We start from the raw sequence: 26,413 nt of genomic DNA, 5'->3' as shown, positions 1-26,413 counted from the left end.
ACGCACCTAGGGATGTCCCGGTACGCCCCGCGAGAACGCCATCCTCCACTTTCTCCCGACGCTCACGTATCTGCCGGCGTCGGTAGAAGGATTCGGGTTTGGCGGTACGAAACAGCCCCACAGGGCGTTTGGCTCTGTGGGGCTGTCGTTGGTGATGTCGAGCGGCCGCACTCATTGAGTGCAACCAGCAGCGCAACCAGCGCGGCCACTCAACCCGATTCGCTCAGTGCAGCTTCTTCATGACCAATCCGCTGACCGCCTTGGCGTCAGCCTGGCCCTTGGTCGCGCGCATCACGGCACCGATAATCGCTCCCATCGGCTTCATGTTGCCGCTCTTGAGCTTCTCGACGATGTCGGGGTTGTCGGCGAACGCCTTGTCCACCGCGGCTTCGAGCGCGCCCGTGTCCTGGACGACCTCATAGCCGTGCTTCTTGACGACCTCGTCCGGGGTGCCTTCACCGGCGAGCACACCGGAGACGGTCTTCTTCGCGAGCTTGTCGTTGAGCTTGCCGGAAGCGATGAGCTTCTCGACTTCGGCGACATCGGCCGGGGTGATCGGCAGTTCCTCGAGCGAGACGCCCTTGGCGTTCGCCTCACGCGACAGCTCGCCGAGCCACCACTTCTTCGCACCGGAAGCGGTGGCGCCGGCCTTGACGGTGTCCTCGATCAGGTCGAGCGCGTCGGCGTTGATGACGTCGCGCATCTCGAGATCGGAGAACTTCCACTCGCCCTGCAGGCGGTTGCGGCGTTCACGCGGCATCTCCGGTATATCCTTGGCGATGCGCTCGATATGCTCCTTGGTGATGTGCAGCATCACCAGGTCAGGATCCGGGAAGTAGCGGTAATCGTCGGCGTCGGTCTTGAGACGGCCGCCGGCGGTGGTCTGCGAAGCCTCATCCCAGTGGCGGGTCTCCTGCAGCACCTCGCCGCCGTCGCTCAGAAGCGCCGCCTGACGGCGGATCTCGTAGACGATGGTCTTCTCGATGCCACGGAAGGAGTTCACGTTCTTCGTTTCCGAACGCGTACCCAGCGGGTCGGTGGGCTTGTTGCGCAGCGACACGTTGACGTCGGCACGCATATTGCCCTGCTCCATGCGGGCGTGGGAAATACCCAAGGCGCGCACGATATCGCGCAGCGTACGCATGTAGGCGCCCGCGATTTCCGCGGCGCGTTCGCCCGCACCCTCGATCGGCTTGGTGACGATCTCGATAAGCGGGACACCGGCGCGGTTGTAATCGACGAGCGAATGGTCGGCGCCTTCGATACGACCGTCGGCACCACCCACGTGGGTGTTCTTGCCGGCGTCGTCCTCGATATGAGCGCGTTCAATCGGCACGCGGAAGATCGAGCCGTCATCCAGTTCGACATCCAGATAGCCGTTGCCGTTGGTCGGCTTGTCATACTGCGAGATCTGATAGTCACGCGGCATGTCCGGGTAGAAGTAGTTCTTGCGGGCGAACTGGCTCCATTCGGCGATTTCGCAGTGCAGGGCGAGGCCCAGCTTGATGGCGAAATCGACGGCGGTCTCGTTGATCACCGGCAGGCTTCCCGGCAGGCCGAGGCTCACCGGGGTCAGCTGGGTGTTCGGTTCGCCGCCGAACTCAATGTGTGCCGGGCAGAACAGCTTGGTGTTCGTGCACAGTTCGACGTGGGTCTCCAAGCCGATCACCGGGTCGAACCGCTTGACGGCTTCAGAGAATTTCATCAGTTTTTCAGCCATTTGTCTTCGTCCTCCGGTTTCAGGCGTTCAGCCACGGCGTGGCCATCTTCGTGAGGATATTGCCGCCCCACTGCTCTTCCAAAGCCGCTTCCAATGCGGCGGCGGGCTTGTACATGGCCTCGTCGTGACGCTGCGGTGCGAAGAACTGGAAGCCGACCGGCATGCCGTTGTCCGACAAGCCGCACGGGATGGACATGGCGGGCACGCCGGCCATGTTCGCAGGGATAGTCGCCACGTCGCCCAGGTACATGGACAGCGGGTCGCTGGTCTTCTCGCCGAAGCGGAACGCGGTGCTCGGTGCGGTCGGGGACACGAGTACGTCAACCTGTTCGAAGGCCTTGTTGAAGTCGTCGATCACCAGGGTGCGCACCTTCTGCGCGGAACCGTACCAGGCGTCGTAGTAGCCGGCGGATAGCGCATACGTGCCGAGGATGATACGGCGCTTGACCTCGTCGCCGAACCCGGCTTCACGCGTGTAGGCCATCATGTTGGCGGAGGTCTGCGGCACGCCGGCGGGCGGCATGACGCGCAGGCCGTAGCGCATGCCATCGTAGCGGGCCAGATTGGAGCTGACTTCAGACGGCATGATGATGTAGTACGCGCCCAGCGAGTACGGCAGATGCGGGAGGCTGACTTCCTTGACTTCTGCGCCCATGGATTCCAGCAGCTTGACCGCTTCGTTGAATCGGGCGGCGACACCGGCTTCAAAGCCTTCGCCACCGATTTCCTTGATCAGGCCGACGCGCACGCCCTTCAGGTCACACTTCAGGCCTTCGCGGGCTGCCGCTGCGACCGGCGGGATCGGAGCGGGGATGGACGTGGAGTCACGGCGATCATTGCCGCCGATAACCTCGTGCAGCAGCGCGGTGTCCAGCACGGTACGGCCGCACGGGCCGATCTGGTCGAGCGAGGACGCCATGGCGATGGCGCCGTAGCGGCTCACACCGCCGTAGGTGGGCTTGACACCCACGGTTCCGGTGAACGCACCCGGCTGACGGATGGAACCGCCGGTATCGGTGCCGAGGGCGAGCGGCGCCTCATAGGAGCCGACCGCGGATGCGGAACCGCCGCCGGAACCGCCCGGGACACGAGTCGCATCCCACGGGTTGTGGGTGTTGCCGAACGCGGAATGCTCAGTCGAAGAGCCCTGCGCGAACTCATCAAGGTTGGTCTTGCCCAGAATCGGCATGCCGGCGGCCTTGATCTTCTCAATAACCGTGGCATCATACGGCGGCACCCAGCCTTCGAGAATCTTGGATGCGGCAGTCGTAGGGATGCCCTTGGTGACGATCATGTCCTTGATCGCAATCGGCACGCCGGCAAGCTCCGGCAGGCCTTCCGTATCTCCCGCGGCGAGCTTCTTGTCGAAGGCGTCGGCCTGGGCGAGCGCCTCCTTGCCGGAGACGTGCAGGAAGGCGTTGACCGTGGGCTCTGCGGCCTCGATGACGTCGAGGTGCGCCTGGGTCAGTTCGCGGCTGGATACCTCTTTGGAACGGATTTTTTCCGCCATCTGTGCGGCGGACAGTTTCACGAGTTCAGTGGCGTTGCTCATGGATCACTCTCCCAGGATCTGCGGGGCGACGAACATGCCCTGGTCGGTCGCGGGGGCGCCGGCGAGCGCCTCCTCCTGCGTCAGCGGGGTCACGGCGACGTCGGGGCGCAGATACGCCTCGAGCGGAACCGGGTTGGCCGTCGGCGGGACATCGTCCGTGGCCACTTTCTGGACTTCGTCGATCGCGTCGGCGACGGCGTTGAGTTCGCTCTGCATGCGGGTGATTTCCTCATCCGTCAGGGCGATTCTGGCCAGATCGGCCAGATGCTCGATTTCTTCACGTGTGAATGTTGCCATGCCCTCCACTATATGAGCCGAGTGTGACGTACCGAATGCGCAGGCAGTGCAAGAATACTCCCCACTCACACAAGCAGCGACACACAACTCACCAACGCCAAGGGCCTTGTGCGGAACCCGGATATGGTTCCAACACAAGGCCCTTGAAGGTCAGCTCACGGATCACTCAATTCGTGAGCGGCGTATGGTAGTCACGCGTTCACACGGTTGCGTTTCGACGCGAACGCACGACCACGATGACGCCCGCAGTGCCAAGCAGCGCCGCGATGACAACCATGAAGGCGATGCCCGCGCCACCGGTGAACGGCAGCTGCGCGATGCTGTGCACGTTCTCGACGGTCAGCTCGTTGCTGACGTCCGTGTCGGGCGAGGTCGGTTTGACCAAGCCGTACGGATCCGAAGTCGGGGAGTCGCCGAACACGACCTTCGCACCCTGATTGCTGATGTTGACCACGAAGCTCAGCCCCAGCGTGATGTATCCGTTCGGTGCTGCCATTTCGGTGATCTTGTAGGATACGTCCGGATTCTGGGCGAGACCGTCGAAGGTCACGGTGCCATCAGCCTTGGAGATCGCCTCGTCGGGATCGCAAGACGCGTCACGGTTGGTGTTGGCATTGGCATAGCCGGAAGGCAGCACCAACTGGTTTCGATTGGAGGATTCAATCTTGAAGCGCGCACCAGCGAGCGGCTTATCAGAAGCATCGACCTTCTTGAAGGTCAGCGAGGCGAGAACGCTGTGCGCATACTTCTTCTTGTCCGTCAGCGTGCTCATGTAGAACTCGTTGTCGACCTGGGTTGTGGCGTCGGATGTGACGACGGCGTCGTACGAGACACGCATGGCGTAACCTCTGCCGATGTAGTTCTGCCACTTGGCGAGCGTATTCTTGGTGAACTGCACAGTGATGGTGTGGCCGGTCATGCCGGTGGTGTCAGGCCTTGATCACCGCGGACGACCCGCTGTCGGCGGCCGCGCCCGGGCCTTCAATCACTGCATGTTGGGCGACCCAACTGTGCATGGCGACCGCAGCCGCCGCACCTGCATTGATGGAACGGATGGATCCGAACTGCGAAATATACACCACGTCATCGGCTTCGTCGAGCGCCGCCTGTGACAGGCCGGGACCTTCCGCGCCGAACAGCAGCAGACAGCGTTCCGGGAATCGGTACCGCTCAATCGGGACGGCTCCCGGAATGATGTCAAGTGCGATGATCTTCGCGTTGCGCAAGGTCTCGAGCCGGTGTGCCGACTGGGTTTCGCGACGTTGTTCGTCCGCCGACAGCGGGCGATGCCCGATCTGCGCGCGGATATCGTATGCGTTGGCGCGCGCCTGTTCGGCTGCGATTTCACCTGCGATCCGGTACCGCCATGATGTCGCCAGTTCCTTGATCGAGGGGTGGTAGTCGACGTGTTGGTACAGCTCGGTCATCAACGCGCCTTTGCGGTTCCACTTGTGCGGGCCGACGATATGGACGCGGGACGCGCCGAAGGCGTTGGCGCTGCGGACCGCCGACCCGATGTTGAAATCGTGGGTCCAGTTCTCGACCGCGATTTCGAAGGGGTAGCGGCTGCGGGCGTCAAGGTCGGCCTTGATGGCCTCCACAGTCCAATACCGGTACCGGTCAAGCACGTTGCGGCGGTCTCCCCGGTCAAGGAGTTCGGTGTCGTAGCGAGCATCGAATGCAGGCGTACCAGGCACGTCCGGACGCGGCTCGCCGGGATGCTCCTGCGACCACGGGCCGACGCCAATCTCGCGGAATTCCGGCTCCCCCGATGCCTGCACCTGCTTGGTGTATTCGCTTGGTTCGTGCACCTGCTGCCTGCCTTGCCTGCTTTTTTGCTTTGTCTCTGCTTTGTTGTTGCCCTGATTGCCTTGACGCCGGACCGCGCGAGGCGGCCGATAGGGCTTACCGCGCTCTCAGCTCCCGTTCGTCGAACACTTGGATCAGCGGCAACGCAGTGTGTTCCGCGGTGACAGGGTTGATGACCTCAATCTGCTGGCGTTCGCCGGCGACATGGTCGGCGTCCCCCACCCCGCCAATCAGCGAGGCCACGGCGAGGACTTGCGCGCCTTCATGCTCGACGATGCCGAAATCAAGGCTCAGTTCGTTGCCGTTGCGCAGAGTGACCAGCGATGAGGTCTGCACATAGGACTTCTCGGACAGCCATGCGTCCAGTAGAATCACGCGTTTGCCGGCGATGGACGGGCCTTTGACGGACGGATACACGAAATCCATCACGAAGCCGTCGAGGTCTTCGCCGCGCGAGGCGGCAGCGAGAATAACCGCGGATACCAGCGGGACGGCCGCAGCGGTGAGCGCCCCGACCGCGTCGAAGTCGTCAACACCGTAGCCCTGCTCTTCAAGGGCATCGAGAAGAACATGGCCGATGGTCGCGGCAGTGCGGTGGTCAAACGCCACCGAATACAGTTCGCTGAACGGCTTGCCCGAGACCGCTTGGGTGAGGACCTGCCGCAGTTGTTCGCGGGGCTCGAGCATGGCGAACGCCCCCGCATCATGGCTGTTGCCGGCCGCAATGCCTGCCGCGGCGACTGTGCCGGCGTCTGTGGATCCGGTGCGCCTGAACGTCTGATTCTCGCTGTTCTCAGTCATACTGCTACTGTACCTACGCTGCCGTACGACCCCGTCAGCTCTCGCTGGTGTCGGGCTGGACCTCGGGTGCGGTGAGTTCGCGGACGTCCGCTTTCTCAGGCTCGATTGCGGCAACCGTGTCGATGATTTTGTTCTGGTCGATTTTCTGCAGCTTACGCGCAGTCACCAATACACGGGATTCCAACGACGAGGCGAATTGGTTGTATGCACCGACCGTTCTGGTGATGGCCGCCCCAAGCTTGTTGGCCTTGTCGCCGAGCGTCGAGAAACGCTCGTACAGTTCCCGGGACAGATCGAACAGCTCTTTGGCATCGTCGGTCAGACTCTGCTGCTGCCACGCATAGGCGACCGACTTCAGCACAGCCCACAAGGTGACCGGGGACGTCAGCGCGACTTTCTGCGCGAACGCATCGTCAAGCAAGGTCGGATCCGCCTGCAACGCCGCCTGGAGCAGCGACTCGTTTGGGATGAACGCAATTACGAAATCCGGAGCGGTATCGAACGCATTCCAGTAGGCTTTGTTGCCCAAGGTTTTGACATGCTCGCGCAACGCCTTCGCATGTGCCCGCAACAGCTGGTCTCGCCGAGCGAGCTCTTCCGGGGATGCGGTATCGGGGATTGCGCACGCGCGTTGGTAATCCGCGTACGGGACTTTCGCGTCGATCGGGATGCTCTTGTTCCCCGGCAGATGGATCACCATATCCGGGCGCTGGGTGGCGTCGTTCCCTGCCTTGACCACGACCTGCGTTTCGAAATCGACATGTTCGAGAAGACCGGCGGATTCCACAATGTTGCGCAGCTGCGCCTCTCCCCAGGCTCCGCGAACCTTGTTGTCCCGCAACGCCGCCGACAGCGAGCTGGTCTCCTTGTCAAGCCGCGCCTGCTGGTCGCCCAAGCCCTTGAGCTGTTCGCCAAGCGCACCCATCTCACGCTTGCGCCCTTCTTCGATATCGGCGACTTTCCGCTGGAGGGCATCAAGATTCTTCTGCACCGGAGCAAGAGCGGACAGCACCTTGCTCTGTTCGTTCAAGGTCTTCGCCTGTTCCTGCCGCTTGCGTTCCTCCTCGGCCTGGGCTCTCTCACGCTCGTGCTGGATGCGAATCTGCTCGGCCTGCTGGGCTTGAGACAGCTGGGATTTCACGAATTGCAACTGCTCTTGCAGTCCATCGGCCTGCGCCCGGAATTGCGCCACCTGCGCCGTAAGCTCGCCGATGCGTACACGAGCGGACTCCGCCTCGCCGCGAGCCGCATCCAACTCTTGCCGGTTGGCCCCGCGGGCGTCACGCTGCCCTCTGCTTCTGCCCAGCGCAAAACCAGCCACGACCCCCAGAATCGCGACGACGATGACCAACACCAACACCTCAACCACATTTTCGAACATATGTTCTAGTCAACAGCAAGGTATGGACGTGGGGAGGCGTCGCAGCGCACACCCCGCCGGCACACACCCGCCGACACAACGCCGAGAAACATGGCCGGCTCACCGCACCAGCCGCGACACGGCCTGCGACACCTCATCAAGCTTGTCATCGGCCACCTGTCCGCCTTGCTCGACCGCCTCACGCACGCAATGATCCAGATGGTCATCCAACAACATCATCGCAACCGATTTGAGCGCCGATTCGACTGCGGCAATCTGCGTCAACACATCAATGCAGTACCGGTCGTCGTCGATCATACGGCCGATCGCCCTGACCTGCCCCTCAATCCGGCGCATCCTCGTCTGGACCTTCTTCTTATCTTCCGCATATCCGTTCATCTCTGCCGTTGTCCTTTGCTGTCGCCAATTGCGCATGTCGTTATCCCTAGGGCGGAATACTATGGCGCATTATACCCCATCAGGGTATACATCGGATACGTAGCAAAGCCGGAGCTGGAACACGGGACGGCACGCCCGGCAAACACACCGGGCCGACGGGAAAACACCGCCATCCACGCAGTACGGTCACCACCGACTGCGACGATGAAGACAACCAAGGAGGACGCATGGGATTCGACCTATTCACCGCGGTCATCGCGGTCGTGCTCGCCGCAATATTGACCTGGCTGACGTTGCGGTTCTTTTTCGCACAGAGGCAAGGCACCGCGGCCAAACAGGAACAAGGCATGCAAAGCGCCGATATCATCGTCAAAGGCGGGTACGAGCCATCGCTGATCACCATGAAGCCCGGCGTGCCGATCACCCTGCATTTTGACCGCCAGGAAACCGGCGAATGCACCTCGCACGTCGTCTTCTCCGACCTCGGCCTTGACGCCATGCTGCCCGGCAACGCGCATACCGACGTACAGCTGCCGGCGCTCGCACCAGGCGATTACCCCTTCGCGTGCGGCATGAATATGGTACACGGCATGCTCCGTGTCGAGGATGACGGCGAAGACCACAGCAAAGACCACCGCGAAGATCACGCCGACACACATCGCAGGGCGCAGCCCGCAGCCCCCATGCCGAACGCCAAGGACGCGCTGGACAACGAGCGCAAGGCCGCCGACGAACGACGCAAGGAAATCCGCCAGCTCACCCGTCTGGTCATCATCGGCACCATCCTTTCCCTGCCAGTGTTCATCGTCTCCATGCTCCACATGGGAGGCCATGTCTCCATGCCCGCGTGGCTGACCAATCCATGGCTTCAGGCGGTGCTCATCACCCCGGTCATGTTCTACTGCGGCGCCCCCATCCATAAGGTTGGGTGGCCGGCGCTCATCCACCGCTCCCCCGACATGAATTCCCTCGTATCACTGGGTTCGGCCGCCGCATATCTCTACAGTCTGGTTGTTTGCGTAGCGGGACCGGCACTGCCGGCAGGATCGCGCGAGCCGTATTTCGAATCGGTCGGCGTGGTCATCACCCTTGTGCTCGTCGGGCGTCTCTTGGAAAGCAAGGCGCGCGAAGGCACCGGCGAAGCGGTTCAATCATTGATCAAACTCCGTCCCCGCAACGCGCAGACCATCAGCTCGGCGGTCCTTGACCAGGGCGAGCGTGCATGGCATGATCCGGCTAATCAAAGCACCGTCGATATCGACAAACTTAAGGTCGGCGACTTGGTAGTCGTCAAGGCCGGCGAGCGCATCCCCGCCGACGGTGTGGTCGTCGCCGGCACGCTGGATATCGACGAATCGATGATCACCGGCGAATCCGCGTCCGTACACAGCAGCGCAGGCGGCACCGTCACCGGCGCGACTATTGCGCTCAACGGCAATGCGGTTATCCGCGTCAGCCAGGTCGGCGGGGATAGCGTTCTCGCGCAAATCATCGCGATGGTCGCCCGCGCGCAGGCCACCAAAGCCCCGGTACAGCAACTGGCCGACCGGATCGCACGTGTGTTCGTGCCGGCGGTCATCATCATCGCCATCTGGACGTTCGCGATCTGGGCTTCTTTCGGCCCGCAACCGCGACTTGCTCACGCGTTGGTCACCGCGGTCAGCGTGCTGATTATCGCGTGCCCGTGCGCTTTGGGCCTGGCCACCCCGCTGTCCGTCACCGCGGCGACCGGGCTGGGCGCCACGAACGGCGTACTGGTCACCTCAGCGAAAGCGCTGGAACAGGCTCGCAATATCAGGACCGTGGTCTTCGATAAAACCGGCACCATTACCCGCGGGACCGTCGACGCAGGAGCCGACCCGGACTACCCGTCCTACACGTCGGACACCGTCAAACCCGGTTCACAGCAGGCGATCGCGGCCTTGCGCAAGGCCGGCGTGCGCACCATCATGCTCAGCGGCGACAAAGCCGAGGTCGCCGGCCAAATCGCCAAGCAGGTCGGTATCGATACGGTTATCGCACAGGTTCGGCCAGATGGCAAGGCGTATTGGATTGAACGCCTGCAGGCGCAGCGTGATGCCGACAAGCGCAACGACGAATTGATTGCGATGGTCGGCGACGGCATCAACGACGCCCCCGCCTTGGCGCAGGCCGATCTTGGCATCGCCATCGGCACCGGCACGGATGTGGCCATGCAGTCGGCGGATGTCACGCTGATGAGCGGCGATTTGCGCGGCGTGTTGAAACTCATCAACCTGTCGAACGCGACCATGCGCAATATCCGCGAGAACTATGCGTGGGCCTTCGGATACAACGTCATCGGTATCCCGATCGCGGCCGGCGCGCTCTACCCCTTCACCGGATGGCTGCTCAGCCCAATGATTGCAGGACTTGCGATGGCACTGTCCAGCGTATGCCTGGTGCTCAACGCGAACCGGTTGCGGCATGCGCGCATCGGCGACGACCTGGCCGCCGGCCCCGCTGACGCCGGCACGCCGACCGCAGCACCCACCATCATCATCGACGAGCACACCACGATGAATCAGCCGTCGGACGCCGGCCACAGCACCACCAGCGCCCCCGGCATCAGCAACACCAACAATTCCAACACCAACAGCAAGGAGAACACCATGGACATGAGCCACATGCATCATATGGGTCAGATGGCCGAAGCGACCCCCGGCGACGGCAACACCGCGACCGACCCGGTATGCGGCATGAGCGTCGCCATGAATGACGAGGCGATCACCCGCATCTACAACGGCACGATCTACTACTTCTGCGGCGAGCATTGCGCCGCGAACTTCAGCAAGGCACCAGAGCTGTTCCTCGAGCAGTAAGGTCCCAGCCTCTTCTGCTGACGCCGACAGCCCCGCAACACGAAAAACGGCCGCCCGCCCAAGCCACATCAAAGCTTGGGCGGGCGGCCGTTTGAGTTCAAGCAACCGTCACTTGTCTTCCTGCACGCCTTCGACGGTCACGCCGGACAGCGGGTCCTCGGGCATATCGGTGAGTTCGAGGTGTTCGCCACCGGTCTGGTCAACGAGCACGGTGTCACCGTCATGCACCTTTCCGGCAAGCAGCAGACGCGCCAGCTGATCGCCGACCTCGGTCTGAACGAGCCTGCGCAGCGGGCGAGCGCCGTACGCCGGATCGTACCCGGTGTTGGCGAGCCAATCGCGAGCCGCATCCGTGACCTGCAGCGAAATCCGGCGTTCGGTAAGCCGCGCGGCCACCTGACGCACCTGCAAATCGACGATGCTGCCGAGCTCCTGACGAGTCAACGGGTGGAAGATGACAAGCTCGTCAAGGCGGTTGATGAATTCCGGCTTGAAGTGTGCATGCACGGCATCCATCACGGCCTTCTGCTTGGCTTCCTCATCCAGGTCAGGCTGCACCAGGAATTGCGAACCGAGGTTCGAGGTCATGATCAGAATCGTGTTCTTGAAGTCCACGGTTCTGCCTTGGCCATCTGTCAGGCGACCATCGTCCAGCACCTGCAGCAACAGGTCAAAGACTTCCGGATTCGCCTTCTCGACCTCGTCGAACAGCACCACTGAGTAGGGGCGCCGACGCACGGCCTCAGTCAGCTGGCCGCCTTCCTCGTAGCCGACATAGCCCGGGGCGGCACCGATCAGGCGGGACACGGAGGCTTTCTCCATGTACTCGCTCATATCGATACGTACCATGGCCTTCTCGTCGTCGAACAGGAAGTCGGCGAGCGCCTTGGCGAGCTCGGTCTTGCCCACGCCGGTGGGGCCAAGGAACAGGAACGATCCGGTCGGGCGGTTCGGGTCGGAGATGCCGGCACGCGAACGACGCACCGCGTCGGAAACCGCACGGATGGCGTCTTTCTGACCGATGACGCGCTTGCCGAGGTACTCCTCCATGTGCAGGAGCTTCTCGTTCTCGCCTTGCATCAGGCGGCCGACAGGAATGCCGGTCCATTCGGACACAATCTGCGCGATGGAATCCGCATCGACCTTGTCGGGGACCATCAGGGTCTCCTCGGCGCCGGTTTCCTTGGCATCGCGTTCCTCCTGCTCGGCGGCGGCGATTTCCTTCTGGATATGCGGAATCTCGCCGTACCTGATTTCGGAGGCCTTCGCATAGTCGCCGTCGAGTTCGCAACGTTCGGCTTCCACTTGCAGCTCATCGAGCTTCTTGCGCAGGTCGCCGACCTTGTTGTGCCCGCTTTTTTCCATATTCCAACGGGCGTTGAGACTGTTGAGCTTCTCGGTCTTGTCTGCGAGCTCCTTGTCGAGGTCGGCGAGGCGTTCGCGGGACTTCTCGTCGAGCGCGTCCGCCTTCTTCTGCTCGGCTTTCTCGTTCTTCGGGTTGCCCAGCAGGTAGGCGCGTTCCATCTTGAGCCGGTCCACTTGGCGCTTGAGCTCATCGATTTCCTCAGGCGAGGAATCGAGTTCCATACGCAGGTGTGCAGCCGCCTCATCGACCAAATCGATGGCCTTATCCGGCAGCTGACGCCCGCTGATGTACCTGTTGGACAGCTGGGCTGCGGCCACGAGCGCGTCATCGCCGATGGTCACCTTGTGGTGAGCCTCGTACTTGGGCGCGATACCGCGCAGGATCGCGATGGTGTCCTCGACGCTCGGTTCACCGACGAACACTTGCTGGAAGCGGCGTTCAAGAGCCGGGTCCTTTTCGATGTTCTCGCGGTATTCGTCAAGCGTAGTGGCGCCGATCAGCCGCAGTTCACCGCGCGCAAGCATCGGCTTGAGCATGTTGCCCGCGTCCATCGAGCCTTCTGCAGCACCAGCTCCGACGATGGTGTGGATCTCGTCGATGAAGGTGATGATCTGCCCGTTCGCGTTCTTGATCTCATTGAGCACGGCCTTGAGGCGTTCCTCGAATTCGCCGCGGTATTTCGACCCAGCGACCATGGAACCCAAATCGAGGCTGATGAGTTTCTTGTTGCGCAACGTGCTCGGCACATCCCCGGCGACAATACGCTGGGCGAGACCTTCGACGACGGCGGTTTTGCCGACGCCAGGCTCGCCGATCAGCACCGGGTTGTTCTTGGTGCGGCGGGACAGAATCTGGATGACACGGCGAATCTCCTGATCACGGCCGATCACCGGGTCAAGCTTTCCTTCCTTCGCGGCGGCGGTCAGGTCGGTCGAATACTTTTCGAGAGCCTTGTAATTGCCTTCCGCGTCCGCGCTGGTCACGTGCGCGCCGCCGCGGATCTGCGGCAACGCCTTGCGCAGCGATTGAGCAGTCACCCCGTTGGCTTCGAGGATGTCAGCGGATTTGTTCGGCTTGCTCGCTGCGATGGCAATGAGCAGGTGCTCGGTGGAGATGAACTCGTCCCCGAGCTGCTTCATCTCTTGTTCGGCCTGCACGAGCACCGCTTCGAGCTGACGGCTGGGCTGCGCCTGCGTAGTGCTTGACCCGCTGGCGCTGGGCAGGTTGACCAACCCGTTGCGCACGGCTGTGCCGATGGCTTTGACGTCTCCCCCTGCGGCCTTGATCAGGCTTGGTACAACGCCGTTCTGCTGGCGAAGCAACGCATCGAGCACGTGCAGTGTCTCGACTTGCGCATTGCCAGCGGCGGACGCGCTCTGTACGGCGTCGCTGATGGCCTCCTGGGCCATATTGGTGAATTGCGCTTGCATGGTTCCTCCATTCGCGCCGTCCGGGCGGCTTCACCCGTGGGCGCTTCGTTGTCTGTGTCTGATGTATACAACCGATTTCCCCGTCGATTATTCCAAACTTGAGCCTAGTTGACTCAAGTCTTGTATTTTCCTTGATATTTCGGGACAACAGGCGGATCCGTACCCGGCCGCTTCTACATCTTGGAACCCGTCACCGCTACGATGGCACTGGTTGACGGAAGGACACGCACCCCATGAACATCGATATCATCGCCCCCGGCCGCATCAAGGAACGGTATCTGCGCGACGCAATCGACGAATATTCGAAACGTCTGTCGCGCTTCTGCAAACTGAGCGTCATCGAAGTGGCCGACGAGAAGACGCCCGAACATGCGACGCCCGGCACCGACGAGCTCATCAAGCGCAAGGAAGGCGAGCGCATCGCGAAACATATCAAGGACGGCGCGTATGTGATCGCCCTCGCCATCGACGGGCAGATGCTCGGCTCGGAGCGGTTCGCCGCGAAACTTGACGACCTCGCACTGCACGGCGCCAGCCACATCCAGTTCATCATCGGCGGCTCGCTCGGGCTGGCGCCCGAAATCCTCTCACGCGCCGACTGGAAGCTCAGCTTCTCCCCCATGACTTTCCCGCATCAGCTCATGCGCGTGATCCTGCTCGAGCAGGTCTACCGCGCCTTCAAGATCAACGCCCACGAGCCGTACCATAAGTAGCAGCGGCCGTACCCTACACGAACGGACACCGGGCACAAACACTCAAATCGAACGAGGAGGCCTTATGAGTGCAGACATCGCGAATATCAACCACGTGGCACTATATGTCAACGACCTCGAGGCTGCGAGGGACTTCTTCATCACCTATCTCGGTGCTACATCGAACGACGAATACCATAATCCAACCACGGATTTCCGCTCGTACTTCCTGAGTTTCGACGGGGATACGCGGCTTGAGATCATGACACGCCCCGGTATGGAGGACCGACCGAAGCCCTTCGCACGCACCGGCTACGCGCATGTCGCCTTCAGCCTTGGCAGCGCACAGGCCGTGGACGAGCTCACCGCGCGTCTCAAGTCCGATGGATACGAGGTGCTGAGCGGCCCGCGCACCACTGGCGACGGCTACTACGAAAGCTGCATCGTCGCCCTCGAAGGCAACCAGATCGAACTCACCGTGTGATTCCGCCACTTGCCGGCAAGTACCGGCGCAATGCGCCGGGATACACCGGGATACCGGTTGCCAAACTGAACTTGCCACTTACTTACCGGCAAGTGGCAAGTAAGTGGCAAGTTCAGACGAGGTCCAGTCCAATGTCAGGTGCCGATTGGGCAACCAGCCGACCGGACAGTCAGCCTTGCACGACGACGTTGCGCAGGCTGCCGATACCCTCCACGTGGACGACCGGCTCGTCACCCGGTTTGAGGCTGCCGGACGCATTCGGGGTGCCAGTCATGATCACATCGCCGGGCAGCAGTGTGGAGAAGCTGGAAATCGCGGCGATCTGCTCAGGGATGCCGTGAATCAGCTTCGCGGTCGTGCCGCTGGCCTCCGGCACGTCCTTGCCGTTGAGCGTGAAGGAGATCTTCGCGTCCTTCCAATTCAGATCGGTCTGGATCCACGGTCCGAGCGGGCACGCGGTGTCGAAGCCTTTCGCGCGCGTCCACATTGGGTCGGCGCCCTGCAGGTCGCGCAAGGTCACATCGTTGACGCACGTGAAACCGAGCACGTAATCCATGGCCTTCTCGACCGGCACGTTCTTCGCGATTCGGCCGATGATCACCGCAACTTCCGGCTCGAAATTCATATCATGCGAGAACGGCGGAATGACAATAGGGTCGTCAGGGCCAATCACGGAAGTGCTCGGCTTCGAGAAGATCACCATGTTTTCCGGGGCGTGCGCGATATCGCTGTGCCCGGTCTCATGCATGAACTGGGCGTGCGCTTCATAATTTTTCGCCAGGCCATAAATCTTTGACGGGATGACCGGGGCGAGCAGACGCAAACCGTCCGTATCGAGCGGGAACCGTTCGCCGGTCGGCTCCACCGGCTGGGCGCCGAACGGGTAGCCGCTGAGCACTACGAGGTAATCCTTGCCATCCTGCTCATCCTTCTGCACGAAGGCGTATTGTGGGGTCTTATCGTCTTTGGTGAAACGTGCGATTCTCATATCCCACATGATACAAGCCGCCATTGCCACAGCTGTTACGCCGACGCACACAAGGCGACAGTCTGCAAGCCGCACCGCGCCCAAACCGCTGGACATGCTCAACCCGCGCTTTTCGATGCCACTATTCGGCGAATGACACCATGCCGCACGATGACAACGGCCACATTATCACACCACTCGACGAATGAATTACACTGTGCTGCGCGGTTTGCCCAGCGAACGCAGAATATGCACCTGCAACGGCACGGTCACGATGAAGGAAATGATGTCAGAGACCGATTGCGCCATCTGAACACCCGGCACACCGAAGCAATGCGCGAGAATGAGAGCCGCCGGAGCGAGGAACAATCCGAGCCGGCAAACCGCTACGAATGACGCGATCACCGTCTTGCCTATGGTCTGCTGCATCATATTGGACATCATCGCGAACCCGTTGAGCGGCACCGTGCAGCACTGCATCCACAACGCCACTGTGCCGACGGCGATCACTTGTGGGTCGGACCGGAACAATCCGATGATATCGGGGGCAAGCACCGCGACGGCAACCGCAATAATCACCAGGGCTATCGTGGACAGCCGCACGCAGAACCAGTATCCTTCTTTGACGCGTCGGTACAGCCCGGCGCCGTAATTGTACCCGCACACCGGTTGGAAACCTTGCCCCAGGCCGATAATGATCGAGTTGATGGCGAGCATGACGCGCATGACAATCGCCATTGCGGCGATGACCGCGTCGCCGAAGGGGTTGGCCGCCAAGTTCACGCATGTGGTCGCGAGCGAACCCGCGCCTTGCCTCAACAGCGAAGGCATGCCACCACCGATGATTTCACGCACCAGCAGCATGTCCGGCTTGCCGTTGCGCAGGTCGAGTCTGACGACACCGTGACGGACGGCGAACGTGACCAGAATGATGAAACTGATGGTCTGGCATACCGCGGTGGCGATGCCGGCACCGGCGATACCAAGCCCCGCAACGAAAATCAGCAGCGGCGCGACGATGAAATTCAACAATGCGCCGCTGACCAGGCCGATCATGCCGTATAGTGACAGTCCTTGGTACCGCAGCAGGCCGTTGAGCGCGAACGATCCGCATACCATGGGCGCTGCGATGAGAATCGGCGTGAGATAGGCGATGGCGTATGGCGAGATGGTCGGAGTCGAGCCAAGTACAACCACCAGATGCGGCAATGTGGACAAACCGAGAATCGCCAATGCGAGTCCGCCAAGGACAGCTCCGCAGAAACCGACCGCTAACAGACGCGCGGCACGCTCGTTGTTTCGTTTTCCCAGTTCCCGGCTCATCGAATTGCCGGAGCCATTGCCGAAGAAGAACCCGAAGGCTTGGAATACAGTCATCACCGAATAGGCGATGCCGATTGCGCCGGACTGGGATGTGCCCAGCCGCCCGATGAAATATGTATCCGCGAGATTATAGGCGGTGGTGACCAGGTTCGAGATGACCGCGGGAAGGCACAATGCAAGAATGAGGCCGCGTACCGGGGCGCCCGTCATACGCCGGTATTGTGCGTCAGCGGTTGCGCGACGAGGTGCCGTGGCAGCTGCAGATGCCGGCGCGGTATCAGATACCGCAACCGGCACCGGCAACTTGCCTTGTTCGCGCCCATGATTCGATGAATTCCCTGTCACTTGATTCATCCTAACCACGGGTGCCGCCGGAAGGCGAACGGCGTGCGCATGTCCGGCTCCACAGCCGCCGCGTCAATCCGGACCGCGTCAACCTCGGACGGATCAGTCGCGTAGGAGAATCTCCGTCAACGCGCCAATCACCGCATCAGGCATTCCGTTCGCCGCGAATAATCCATCCCCGAAGCTGGGTGCCGTCTTGAAGGTGCGCAACGCGCCAATCGCACGTACGCCTTGCTCATATATCGCCCGCATCGCATGTTCCTTGGAGCCATACGGCATTTGCGCGTGCATGAGCACATTGAGCGCATCGTGTTCAACCGGATTGTCCGCGATGTGCAAGCCTCCCCTGATCGCGACGTTCAAACCCGCGGAAGACGGCACCTGACGTATGGTGACCGACAGGCTCAGCGTACGCGCATCATAAGAGGTTTCCACACCGTCGCAGGGGGTGTCGTCGATATCGACGCCGATATCGACGGGATTGACGTCAGCGACACCGCGGAACACCATCGTCCAGTCGCGCTGTGATGGGACTGCGTCGGTCTTGCCTTCAACCGGGGCGACCGTGAACAGCGAGCTGCCGTCACCGTCAGCGTCCGTACGGCCGGCATCCCTCCAATTGAAGGACATGCGGGTAGTTGCGGTGTGGATGTCTGCTTCGCCGATTTGCGCGGATTGCGCAGATGGCACGAAGACCCCATCATCCTCAATCATCGCGAAGCGGCCATTCGCGCCGGGGAACACCAGTACTCGCAGGGATTGCGGATTGTCCAGATCGTTGACGGCATCGCCATCGCCGAGCTCCTGCAACGGCACGATGCCTCCCGCCTGGGCAAACACAGGAATGCGATCGATGGCGCGCCATACTTCCAACCGTCGCCCGGACGGATTGGAAGAACCGTAGCGGCGGCCGTCGAAGAAGTCATACCAGTCGCCCTGCGGCAACCATGCGTCGGCGCGACCGAGTCGGGCGGAATCGTCATCATCCGAGACAATCGGCGCAACCAACAGCTGCGTGCCGAAACGGAATTCATCCGGGACTTCATATGCCTGCGGATTATTCGGCTCGGCCCAATACATCGGTTCGACGAGCGGCATGCCTTCGAACGCCGCCCGGTAGTTCATGGTGTACAGGTACGGCAACATCATGTGACGCAACCGCAGAGCGTCCACCATGGCATGCCGGACATCAGCGGAGAAATTCCAAGGCTCTTTGCCCATGAACTGCGAGTTGCTGGAATGCAGACGATTGATTGGGCTGAAAGCGCCGAGCTGGTACCAGCGCGCCTCCAAGTGCTCGTCCCGGTATCCGCACATATGCCCGCCGATATCGTGGCTCCACCATCCGTAACCGATATTCGATGCGGTCGCGGTGAAATACGGCTGGAATTGCAATGATTTCCAAGTCACGACGGTATCCCCGGAGAATCCGACCGGGTACCGATGCGACCCCGGACCCGCATAACGCGAGAAAGTCAGCGGCCAGCCATGGCCACGGCCAGAATCCAGATAGTGCAAGTGGTTCAGCGCCCACAACGGGTCAAGCCCAGGCTGACGGGTCACACCGCCCTGCTGCCAGTCGAGCCACCAGAAATCAACGCCTTCGGCTTCCAACCGATGGTGCATGTCAAGGTACGCGCTCACGAAATCCGGATTTGTCAGGTCGAATTCCGCCGCCTCTTCGGTCGTGGGATCAATGCCGACCCGCTTGGCCACTTGCCGGTAACCATCTTCAAACGCACGTACACCGTCTCGAGGATGCACATTCAGCGTGACTTTGAGTCCGCGCCGGTGCAGATCATGCAGTAATGCCTTGTGGTCGGGGAACAGTTGCCTGTTCCACGAATATCCGGTCCAGCCGGAGCCGTATTTCGGATCGATGTCGTCAACACGATGCCAGTCCATATCAATCACCGATGTGGTGAACGGGATGCCTTCGCGCTTGAAGCGGTCCATGAGCTCAAGATACTCGTCCTGGGTGTACCGGTAATACCGGCTCCACCAGTTGCCGAGCGCAAAACGCGGCAGCAGCGGCGTCGGCCCGGCGAGCCGGTAGAAGTCCCGCACCGCCTCGCTGTAGCGTCGACCATAACCGAAGAAGTACAGGTCGGTTTCCTGGTGGTCTCGAGGCATGATCCAAGCACCGAGAGGGTTCGGTTTGCCGTTCACCTCATCCGTCAGCACGATCACATTCGCCGCGGAATCGTCGATCACCGCCCAGCCGTCCCGCGAGATCACCCCGTCCCCCAGCGCGATCTCGCCATCGGCCTCATCAAGCGTACGCGCGGTGCCCTTGAGATTATGCTTCGGTTCGTCTCCGTAGTGCCAAGTGTTGAACTGGGTGTCCGCCATACCTTTGATGACCACGCTCAGCCCTTCTTTGCTGAACGGTTTGCCGTCATATGTAATGTACAGGGCCGGGGTGTCAATGATGAGCAATCCGTTGCGATGCGTCACCGTGAACCGCGGTTGGGTGCCGAAATCACGGCTGACGACCATCTGCGTGGGATTGTCCTCGAATTCACCTGAATCGGACCATTCGAAACGAATCAGCGATTCGGTCAGGATCCCGATGCGCCAATGGTCTCCCTGCACAATCGACGACGCACGCATCATCGGATGCGTGGAACGCACGTATGCCACGAATACGTTGTCCTGATGACCGACGTTGACTGGTGTTTCTGCCATGTTGTCCCCTTCACTTGCCGCTGCCTGTCGCAATGCCGGCGATGAACTGCTTCTGGAAAATCATATATACGATGATGACCGGGACAATCGCCAATGACGTTGCGGCGAACAGCCCGCCATAATCCGTACCATACTGACCGTTGAACGCTTTCAGACCGACGGCGAGCAGCTGCTTGCGCTCGTCGGTGATCATCAGGAACGGCCACAGATAATCTTCCCAATTCCACAGGAATGTGAAAATCGCGAGCGCAGCGATGGTGTTATGGCTCATCGGCAAAATGATGCTGTGGAAAATCCTCAGGTCCGAAGCGCCATCCAATTTCGCGGCCTCGATCAATTCGTCGGAGATGCCGGAAATGGATTGGCGGAACAGGAAAATGCCGAAAGCGCTGATCATGCCGGGCAGCACCAGCGATGTGTAGGTATCCTGCAACCCCCACTTCGTGAACATCTCATATTGAGGGATGATGGTCACTGCCCAAGGAATCATCATCGTGCTCATGACGATGCCAAACAACAGATTGCGCCCGCGGAACCGCATTTTTGAAAACACGTATCCGAGCACCGCGCTGGTGTAGATGGCGATTGCGGTTTTCAGCACTGCCACCACCAGCGAATTGGCGAACAACCGCATGAAATTGAATTTTGCCTGAATGCTCACGTAATTGTCGATCGTGGACGGTCGGGGGAATAATCCGCCGGTCACTTTGACAATCTCACTGTTCGGAGCGAACGATGAGATGAACATCCAAATGAATGGAACAATGGTGATTATTGCGGCGACGAACAGCAAAGCCGTAAGAATGATGCCGCCGATTTTGCGGGCTTTCATGCCAACCCCTCCGAATCTCCCGAGACCTTGAACATGATCAAGGTGAGCGCACCGGTGAACAGGAACAGGATGACCGCCTGCGCCGATGCAATGCCAAAGTTGTACTTCTGGAACGCCTGGTCAAAAATGAGATAGCTGATGGTGTAGGTGGACGTGCCCGGCCCGCCTTCGGTCATCACAAGAATCTGCACGTATGCTTGCAAATAGCTGATCAGCGACGTGATTACGATGAACAGCGTGGTCGATTTCAGCAGCGGCAACGTGATCCTGAAGAATGTCTGCACCGAGTTGGCGCCGTCAATGGTCGCCGCCTCATACACGTCCCGCGGAAGATTCATCAGGCCAGCCAAGTACAGCACCGTAGCGTATCCGAAATCCTTCCAGATGGTCATGATGATGATCGCCGGCATGGCCCACTTGGTATCGTGCAACCAGTTGATGTCGAGTCCGGTGACCTTGTCGACCATGCCGAACTGCGGGTCGAACATCCACATCCATACGAAGGACACCGCCACAAGCGGCGTAACGGTCGGCATGTAGAAGAGTCCGCGGAGCGTGTCCTTGCATTTGACGAGTTTGGCGCTCAGCAGCAGAGCCAGGCCGAGGCCGAGCACGATGCGGAAGAATGTGGAGACGCCAGCGAATACCGCGGTATTCCACATGGAACGCCAGAAGAGCCCGTCGGTCAGAATCTGCTTGAAATTATCAAGCCCCACCCAATCGTATGTTCCGACCAGGGGATTCCAGTTATGCAGACTCCCCGCGAACGCTTTGACAATCGGATATGCCAGGAATACCGCAAAGTAGACTACGAGGAATGTTACCGCCATATTCCGTAAGGTGAATATTCTCGATAGTATCGATTCACCGTTGTTCTTGTTCATAGAAGCTCGCCTCTCTCCACTCAGGAGATGTGAATTGTTCGATGCCGAGTCAGATCAGATCGAACGCGCGTATTAAGGAGGTGCGGCCGCAGCGCAGAGGAAAAACCACGCTGCGGCCGCCGGATGGGGGGTTGGGAAGAGAAAGAAACCCCAAGCTGTCACTTGTGTTCGTCAAAGAAAGCGTATTTGTTTTCCAGCGACACGAAATCAGAATTCTTCATATCTGCATCCATCTGGTTTTGAGCCTCTTTGAGCGCTTTATCGATGGACATGCCGTTTTGGAAGACGTTCTGGAAGGCGATCGTTGCGCTGGATTCAACCGTGGACGGCGCCGGGCCGGGCCAAATCAGCCGCTTGACACGTGGCTGGATGGCAGCCATGACCGGCTCCGCGAGGATTTCTTTGTCGTCCTGCAACGTGACCTTCGCCGGGAAGGAATTCAGTTCAGCGACCGCTTCGCGGATATAGTCGTCATTGGCGAGCAGGTACTTGATGAAGTCCTGAGCGACCGCCTGCTGCTCTTTGCTCTGGTTCTTGTTGACACCAGGAGTCGATTCACCGTTATAGCGGTCGTATGCGAATGGCGTACCCTTGGTGAAGGTCGGCGTGGCGAACACCCCGTAGTCGATGTCGGGATACTTCTCCTTCATGGTGCCTTCCATATGGCCCCACGCATAGATCATCGCGGTTTGTCCGTTGCCGAAGCTCTGCGTGTAATCGTTGCCGAAGTCGACAGACCCGACCTTGTACTTGTCATACAGGTTCTTGAGGAACTGCATGTTCTCCTTGGTCACATCATTGTCGTAATTGGCCTTCTTGCCGTCCTTGGTGAACAGCAGTTCGCCTTTCTGATAGTTCAAGCCTTGATAGATCGCGCTGTACGCATCGCCGTTGAAGTTAAAACCGGCTTGGGTGATCTTGCCGCCGTCGGTCTTTGTCAGCTTCTGGGCGATAGGGATGAACTCATCCCACGTGGTCGGGATATCGGCGTCGGTGAGACCGGCCTCTTTCCACATGGTCTTGTTGTAGTAGATGTTGCCGGTGTTGATCACCGAATCGATGTACTTGACTTTGCCGTTATTGTCCTCATGTACCGCAGCTGTGGAATAGTCGGATTCCAGCGCTTTCGTATCGATGTCATAATCGGCGGCATATGGCCTGATCAACGCGTCATAGGAATTGTGGATGTTAAACAAGGCCGGGCCGTTCTTGCCTTTGAGCGCGAGCGGCAGCTTGGTCCAGTAATCGTCCCAGGAAACATTCACTGTTTTGATAGTGACGTTCGGATAGGTTTTCGTGTACGAGTCGATCATTTTGAAGACCGGGTCGGTGCCTTTGCTGCCCCAGCTCCAATATTCAAGCTGGATGGGTTTTCCGCCGTTGACGAGATGGTTCGGGTCATAGGTGATGGCATCGCCCATGACTTTGAGGCCCTTATCCGCCTTGGTGTCCGTAGTTCCTGAAGCGGTGCCGCCGCATGCCGTCAAACCGGCGATGCATACGGCAGCCACTGCCGCGACAATGCTTTTCCTGACGTTCATGTCACTCCTCACGTCGTTGTAATGGTTGAGTCTATCTACGTCTTCGTGGACTTTTCATTGTCCCGCCGACAAGCAATAGCATACGACAAGGGTTTCATATTGGCAATACGCCATTTTATGCGATGTAACCGTTCTCATTTGAAAACCGTTTCATTGCAAGGAGTGAGCACGCTTTACTTGTGATAGCAGCGGCGTGTCGAATTGTAACCCGTTTCATTTCTTGTGTTCTTGACGTTGCAAGGTGAATATCGTGATAGGCTGATGCAAGCAGCAGATTGTTCGGAGGTGTCATGAAGGCAAGCATCGGCGATGTGGCGCTGAAGGCAGGGGTATCAAACGCTACGGTGTCACGCACTTTTGCGCACCCGGAACAGGTATCGGAAACGACGCGATCGAAAGTGCTTGCGGCCGCCAACGCCTTGAACTTCAGCGTCTCCCGATCAGCCGGCATTCTGAAATCAGGTAGGACGTATCGCATAGCCCTGTTGGTCGGCAGCCGAACCATCGAGTGGTTCACCGCCGAAATCATCGCCGGTCTCAACGATGTGCTTCGCGATGCCGGGTACGATTTGGTGATCTACCCGATTGAAGGATTGGAGGCCCGCGACGCGTTCTTCGAAAAACTCCCCGTACGCAGCAATGCGGATGCGGTGTTCGTCTCTTCATTCGGCATCAGCCCTGATGAAGTCAAGCGTCTCGGCACCGCAAAAATCCCCATCATCGGCATCAATACCACCAGCGAGGGATTCGATGCGACAGTCGGCATCAATGACAAAGAGGGCATCAAACTGATCGTCCGGCACCTCGTCAAGTTGGGGCATCGCAATCTGCTGTATCTGTACGAGAATTTTTCGTCGACACTGGGCTTCAGCTCGCATAATCGCATCGTCGGTTTTAAAGAAGCCTGCAATGCCATTGGCGGATTGACCGCCCGCACTCTGGGAGTGCAAGAAGGGGATAATATCCTGGACGTCGCCATTTCCGAGATGATGGCATCGGACAACCCGCCGACCGCATTGTGTTTCCACCAAGATTCGCAAGCAGTTCCGTTATTCTTCCGACTGCAGCGCAGTGGCCTGTCCATACCTGAAGACATCTCCGTAACGGGATTTGATGACAGCACGTTCGCAAAAGAGGCGGAGCTCACTACAGTTCGTCAACGCCCATACGATATGGCTGTCAAAGCGGCGCAAAAAGCCCTGGCATTGATTGAAGGACGGCCAGTGCATGAACCCTTTGAGACCTTCCCCGTTCAGCTGCAAGTGCGTGGGTCCACAGCCAAGCCTCGCACTTCTCCACTGTTGTAAACCTGCTGACGCAGCGGACGCCCGATCCGCCGTGCATGCCAGAGTCGAAGCGGCCGCTGCAGTAGTGCCGTCGTAGTGACCAAACCGAAGCGATGCAACCGGCATAGTGACCACCGGATTGTAGCAAACCCCGAGCCGGTGCCCCTAACGTTGTGGACTCCTGGATAGTGAATGCAGGAACGATGCCACCGGAGTAATGCTACCGACGAAGTGGACTACCCCGTCGCAGCGGACAGCGGAATAATGATGCCAACGAAGCGCCGGATTGCAACAAACAAGTGTAGTCGAAACGGCACCGCAGCAATCCCGCCAAAGTGGTGTCTCCGAAGTGATTCCACCAGCATAGTGACCGCGCTGTAATGCAACAGCCGTGGTGATACCCGTAGACACTTCAGCGGCTTCGATCATCCGTCTGGATTCGAGTAATCGAGATATTCCGACGGACCATCGCTAATATTCATGGTTGCTGCTGGCACAGCGCATACAATGAATACGCCTTACTTGACGGACACAGTGCCGTCATCATGCGGGCATACGCTGGTCTCATACGCTGATTTCATATGTCGCGCGCGATTTCATGTACTAGTTGAATCCACGCTATCTAGAACGACGAGGGTCTCAGCGATGCACGCAACTTAGATGTGTCACCCAGCGAAGCGAGCGGCGGCGGCAGCTCGTTAGCAAGTCAAGGATGCCGTTACTCGGGCCACCGATTCATCCATGCCATGAGCTTAGAGACACTGGTCTCATCCCAAGCTGACATGCGTGGCCCATCCAAGTCCCTGTTGTATGGCTGGTCAAAGACTACGACGTGTTCGCCGGCTTGCCGCAATGCGAGAATATTCGCTGGGGAGTCATCAATGTGAATGGACGCGTGCATCGTGTCTTTCAAACCGGTGAAGCATAAGGACATATATGGGATATGGTTGTCGTCAAGCCATTTGGCCGTATCTGAGACGACAATCTGATGCTGTCCGGAAACAAACAAGCGATGAGTAACGACTCTGATGTATACGTGCGCATCTGCAAGACGTTGCAACGCCTCAGGCACGCCATTGATGACTGGCATGGTCGCATAAAGGTGGTCGGCTTCTGCCTCTTTGTGAGCCTGCTTGTACTCATCTACCGTGTTAAACGGCCAACCGGTCGCCAATGTCATTTCGTACCTAGTCATATCTGGAAAAGTGTCGGCTGCCATACGACCAGCACGAACGAGCCACTGACGCATGGCTTCCGTATAATCCGCGCAGACGCCGTCAAGATCTAAATCCAGAACACGATACACATCAGTGCCTGCAGAATCGACACCCGCATGAGGTGACTTATACTTCGACGGAACCATAGAACCTCTCCTAAGCTAAGTCGTAACCAGAAGCAAAATATATTTCTCATGATATGAGGGCGACACGCCGGGCGCCGGAATCTCAAATCGGTTGGTTCAAGAGTATTGAAGCAAAATACAATGCGTATTATTACAAGGATTCAGAACACAGGTTTAACAAACGATTGAGATTACCAAAGAATAGACGTTGACGCTTGAAAACAGAAAGAAAGCTCGAAGCAGGCATGTTGAGCAACAGACGTGGGCAATCTTGCCGCGTGTCATATGTGCGGTTTTGCTTCCCGGCGTGCCGGGGTCGTGTGTCCGGGTATGGGATTCGCCACGTGTCCACGTGTCGTGTGTCAGGCATGCCCCGTCGTGATTATTCGTGTGTGGGTGGGTGTCGGCATGCCCCGTCGTGTTTGTTCGGGTGTGGGTGGTGGCTTGCGGTCGTG

The 26,413-nt window shown here is 59.5% G+C and carries 20 protein-coding genes; 4 read left to right on the top strand and 16 right to left on the bottom strand.

The window, feature by feature from the left end; genetic code table 11:
- Positions 1-223 precede the first annotated feature (223 nt).
- From gatB to K315_RS0100510, 8 genes are all read right to left on the bottom strand, one after another.
- Positions 224-1,720 (bottom strand): Asp-tRNA(Asn)/Glu-tRNA(Gln) amidotransferase subunit GatB, encoded by a 1,497-nt coding sequence (gene gatB / locus K315_RS0100545; RefSeq protein ID WP_029575727.1) that lies wholly within the window; start codon positions 1,718-1,720, stop codon positions 224-226.
- 19 nt (positions 1,721-1,739) lie between these two features.
- On the bottom strand, positions 1,740-3,272 hold the full coding sequence (gene gatA / locus K315_RS0100540; RefSeq protein ID WP_029575726.1) for an Asp-tRNA(Asn)/Glu-tRNA(Gln) amidotransferase subunit GatA: 1,533 nt from the start codon (positions 3,270-3,272) through the stop codon (positions 1,740-1,742).
- A 3-nt stretch (positions 3,273-3,275) separates the two neighbouring features.
- Positions 3,276-3,569 (bottom strand): Asp-tRNA(Asn)/Glu-tRNA(Gln) amidotransferase subunit GatC, encoded by a 294-nt coding sequence (gene gatC / locus K315_RS0100535; protein WP_026503207.1) that lies wholly within the window; start codon positions 3,567-3,569, stop codon positions 3,276-3,278.
- 199 nt (positions 3,570-3,768) lie between these two features.
- Positions 3,769-4,488, bottom strand: coding sequence for a SpaA isopeptide-forming pilin-related protein (locus tag K315_RS0100530; protein WP_029575725.1), 720 nt, complete (start codon positions 4,486-4,488; stop codon positions 3,769-3,771).
- Positions 4,489-4,498: 10 nt separating this feature from the next.
- Entirely contained in the window at positions 4,499-5,380 is an 882-nt protein-coding gene (locus K315_RS0100525) for a TrmH family RNA methyltransferase (protein ID WP_029575724.1), read from the bottom strand.
- A 94-nt stretch (positions 5,381-5,474) separates the two neighbouring features.
- Complete coding sequence (locus K315_RS0100520; RefSeq protein ID WP_029575723.1) at positions 5,475-6,179, bottom strand: type I phosphoribosyltransferase; 705 nt, start codon at positions 6,177-6,179, stop codon at positions 5,475-5,477.
- 34 nt (positions 6,180-6,213) lie between these two features.
- A complete protein-coding gene (locus K315_RS0100515) occupies positions 6,214-7,560 on the bottom strand; it encodes a DNA recombination protein RmuC (protein WP_029575722.1) in 1,347 nt (448 codons plus the stop codon).
- 99 nt (positions 7,561-7,659) lie between these two features.
- Entirely contained in the window at positions 7,660-7,938 is a 279-nt protein-coding gene (locus tag K315_RS0100510) for a metal-sensitive transcriptional regulator (RefSeq protein WP_029575721.1), read from the bottom strand.
- Between the two features lie 227 nt (positions 7,939-8,165).
- Between K315_RS0100510 and K315_RS0100505 the strand changes: the two genes are divergently transcribed.
- On the top strand, positions 8,166-10,778 hold the full coding sequence (locus K315_RS0100505; RefSeq protein WP_029575720.1) for an HAD-IC family P-type ATPase: 2,613 nt from the start codon (positions 8,166-8,168) through the stop codon (positions 10,776-10,778).
- Between the two features lie 108 nt (positions 10,779-10,886).
- Here K315_RS0100505 and clpB read toward each other — a convergent pair whose 3' ends face one another.
- Positions 10,887-13,574 carry an ATP-dependent chaperone ClpB gene (gene clpB / locus K315_RS0100500; protein ID WP_029575719.1) on the bottom strand — a complete coding sequence of 896 codons (2,688 nt, stop codon included), beginning with the start codon at positions 13,572-13,574 and terminating at the stop codon, positions 10,887-10,889.
- A gap of 233 nt (positions 13,575-13,807) precedes the next feature.
- Between clpB and rlmH the strand changes: the two genes are divergently transcribed.
- The gene (gene rlmH / locus K315_RS0100495; protein ID WP_029575718.1) at positions 13,808-14,287 is read left to right on the top strand and encodes a 23S rRNA (pseudouridine(1915)-N(3))-methyltransferase RlmH; all 480 of its coding nucleotides are present in this window, start codon (positions 13,808-13,810) and stop codon (positions 14,285-14,287) included.
- A gap of 64 nt (positions 14,288-14,351) precedes the next feature.
- Positions 14,352-14,750, top strand: a complete 399-nt coding sequence (locus K315_RS0100490; RefSeq protein WP_033520244.1) for a VOC family protein — start codon at positions 14,352-14,354, stop codon at positions 14,748-14,750.
- A gap of 169 nt (positions 14,751-14,919) precedes the next feature.
- On the opposite strand, the gene K315_RS0100485 is transcribed toward K315_RS0100490, so the two are convergent.
- The 6 genes from K315_RS0100485 to K315_RS0100460 form a co-directional block, all read right to left on the bottom strand.
- Positions 14,920-15,738: a fumarylacetoacetate hydrolase family protein gene (locus K315_RS0100485; RefSeq protein ID WP_029575716.1), complete on the bottom strand. Its 819-nt coding sequence runs from the start codon at positions 15,736-15,738 to the stop codon at positions 14,920-14,922.
- Between the two features lie 189 nt (positions 15,739-15,927).
- Positions 15,928-17,250, bottom strand: a complete 1,323-nt coding sequence (locus tag K315_RS0100480) for an MATE family efflux transporter (protein WP_029575715.1) — start codon at positions 17,248-17,250, stop codon at positions 15,928-15,930.
- A 237-nt stretch (positions 17,251-17,487) separates the two neighbouring features.
- Positions 17,488-20,001 (bottom strand): glycoside hydrolase family 31 protein, encoded by a 2,514-nt coding sequence (locus K315_RS0100475; protein ID WP_420796731.1) that lies wholly within the window; start codon positions 19,999-20,001, stop codon positions 17,488-17,490.
- 82 nt (positions 20,002-20,083) lie between these two features.
- A complete protein-coding gene (locus K315_RS0100470) occupies positions 20,084-20,905 on the bottom strand; it encodes a carbohydrate ABC transporter permease (protein WP_029575713.1) in 822 nt (273 codons plus the stop codon).
- Positions 20,902-21,789 (bottom strand): carbohydrate ABC transporter permease, encoded by an 888-nt coding sequence (locus K315_RS0100465; protein ID WP_029575712.1) that lies wholly within the window; start codon positions 21,787-21,789, stop codon positions 20,902-20,904. The genes K315_RS0100470 and K315_RS0100465 overlap by 4 nt, the downstream gene beginning before the upstream one ends.
- 158 nt (positions 21,790-21,947) lie before the next feature.
- On the bottom strand, positions 21,948-23,330 hold the full coding sequence (locus tag K315_RS0100460; protein ID WP_029575711.1) for an extracellular solute-binding protein: 1,383 nt from the start codon (positions 23,328-23,330) through the stop codon (positions 21,948-21,950).
- A 290-nt stretch (positions 23,331-23,620) separates the two neighbouring features.
- Here K315_RS0100460 and K315_RS0100455 point away from each other — a divergent pair, with 290 nt between their 5' ends.
- Positions 23,621-24,637: a LacI family DNA-binding transcriptional regulator gene (locus K315_RS0100455; RefSeq protein ID WP_029575710.1), complete on the top strand. Its 1,017-nt coding sequence runs from the start codon at positions 23,621-23,623 to the stop codon at positions 24,635-24,637.
- Positions 24,638-25,334: 697 nt separating this feature from the next.
- Here K315_RS0100455 and K315_RS0100450 read toward each other — a convergent pair.
- A complete protein-coding gene (locus tag K315_RS0100450) occupies positions 25,335-25,979 on the bottom strand; it encodes a 5' nucleotidase, NT5C type (protein ID WP_029575709.1) in 645 nt (214 codons plus the stop codon).
- Between the last annotated feature and the right edge of the window lie 434 nt (positions 25,980-26,413).

This window comes from Bifidobacterium thermacidophilum subsp. thermacidophilum DSM 15837 (assembly GCF_000426425.1).
In the GTDB taxonomy this organism is placed as follows: Bacteria; Actinomycetota; Actinomycetes; order Actinomycetales; family Bifidobacteriaceae; genus Bifidobacterium; species Bifidobacterium thermacidophilum.
The sequence above is the reverse complement of the archived record's forward strand: the minus strand, read 5'-3'. Positions and strand labels throughout refer to the sequence as shown.

Bases quoted from the DNA above. Each gene is read 5' to 3' on its own strand.
- K315_RS0100530 (WP_029575725.1), bottom strand. From the start codon at position 4,488: ATGACCGGCCACACCATCACTGTGCAGTTCACCAAGAATACGCTCGCC.
- K315_RS0100465 (WP_029575712.1), bottom strand. From the start codon at position 21,789: ATGAACAAGAACAACGGTGAATCGATACTATCGAGAATATTCACCTTA.
- gatA (WP_029575726.1), bottom strand. From the start codon at position 3,272: ATGAGCAACGCCACTGAACTCGTGAAACTGTCCGCCGCACAGATGGCG.
- gatC (WP_026503207.1), bottom strand. From the start codon at position 3,569: ATGGCAACATTCACACGTGAAGAAATCGAGCATCTGGCCGATCTGGCC.
- K315_RS0100450 (WP_029575709.1), bottom strand. From the start codon at position 25,979: ATGGTTCCGTCGAAGTATAAGTCACCTCATGCGGGTGTCGATTCTGCA.
- K315_RS0100505 (WP_029575720.1), top strand. From the start codon at position 8,166: ATGGGATTCGACCTATTCACCGCGGTCATCGCGGTCGTGCTCGCCGCA.
- K315_RS0100475 (WP_420796731.1), bottom strand. From the start codon at position 20,001: ATGATGCGTGCGTCGTCGATTGTGCAGGGAGACCATTGGCGCATCGGG.
- K315_RS0100455 (WP_029575710.1), top strand. From the start codon at position 23,621: ATGAAGGCAAGCATCGGCGATGTGGCGCTGAAGGCAGGGGTATCAAAC.
- K315_RS0100470 (WP_029575713.1), bottom strand. From the start codon at position 20,905: ATGAAAGCCCGCAAAATCGGCGGCATCATTCTTACGGCTTTGCTGTTC.
- K315_RS0100460 (WP_029575711.1), bottom strand. From the start codon at position 23,330: ATGAACGTCAGGAAAAGCATTGTCGCGGCAGTGGCTGCCGTATGCATC.
- K315_RS0100490 (WP_033520244.1), top strand. From the start codon at position 14,352: ATGAGTGCAGACATCGCGAATATCAACCACGTGGCACTATATGTCAAC.
- K315_RS0100520 (WP_029575723.1), bottom strand. From the start codon at position 6,179: ATGACTGAGAACAGCGAGAATCAGACGTTCAGGCGCACCGGATCCACA.
- gatB (WP_029575727.1), bottom strand. From the start codon at position 1,720: ATGGCTGAAAAACTGATGAAATTCTCTGAAGCCGTCAAGCGGTTCGAC.
- rlmH (WP_029575718.1), top strand. From the start codon at position 13,808: ATGAACATCGATATCATCGCCCCCGGCCGCATCAAGGAACGGTATCTG.
- K315_RS0100480 (WP_029575715.1), bottom strand. From the start codon at position 17,250: ATGACGGGCGCCCCGGTACGCGGCCTCATTCTTGCATTGTGCCTTCCC.
- K315_RS0100510 (WP_029575721.1), bottom strand. From the start codon at position 7,938: ATGAACGGATATGCGGAAGATAAGAAGAAGGTCCAGACGAGGATGCGC.
- K315_RS0100485 (WP_029575716.1), bottom strand. From the start codon at position 15,738: ATGAGAATCGCACGTTTCACCAAAGACGATAAGACCCCACAATACGCC.
- K315_RS0100515 (WP_029575722.1), bottom strand. From the start codon at position 7,560: ATGTTCGAAAATGTGGTTGAGGTGTTGGTGTTGGTCATCGTCGTCGCG.
- clpB (WP_029575719.1), bottom strand. From the start codon at position 13,574: ATGCAAGCGCAATTCACCAATATGGCCCAGGAGGCCATCAGCGACGCC.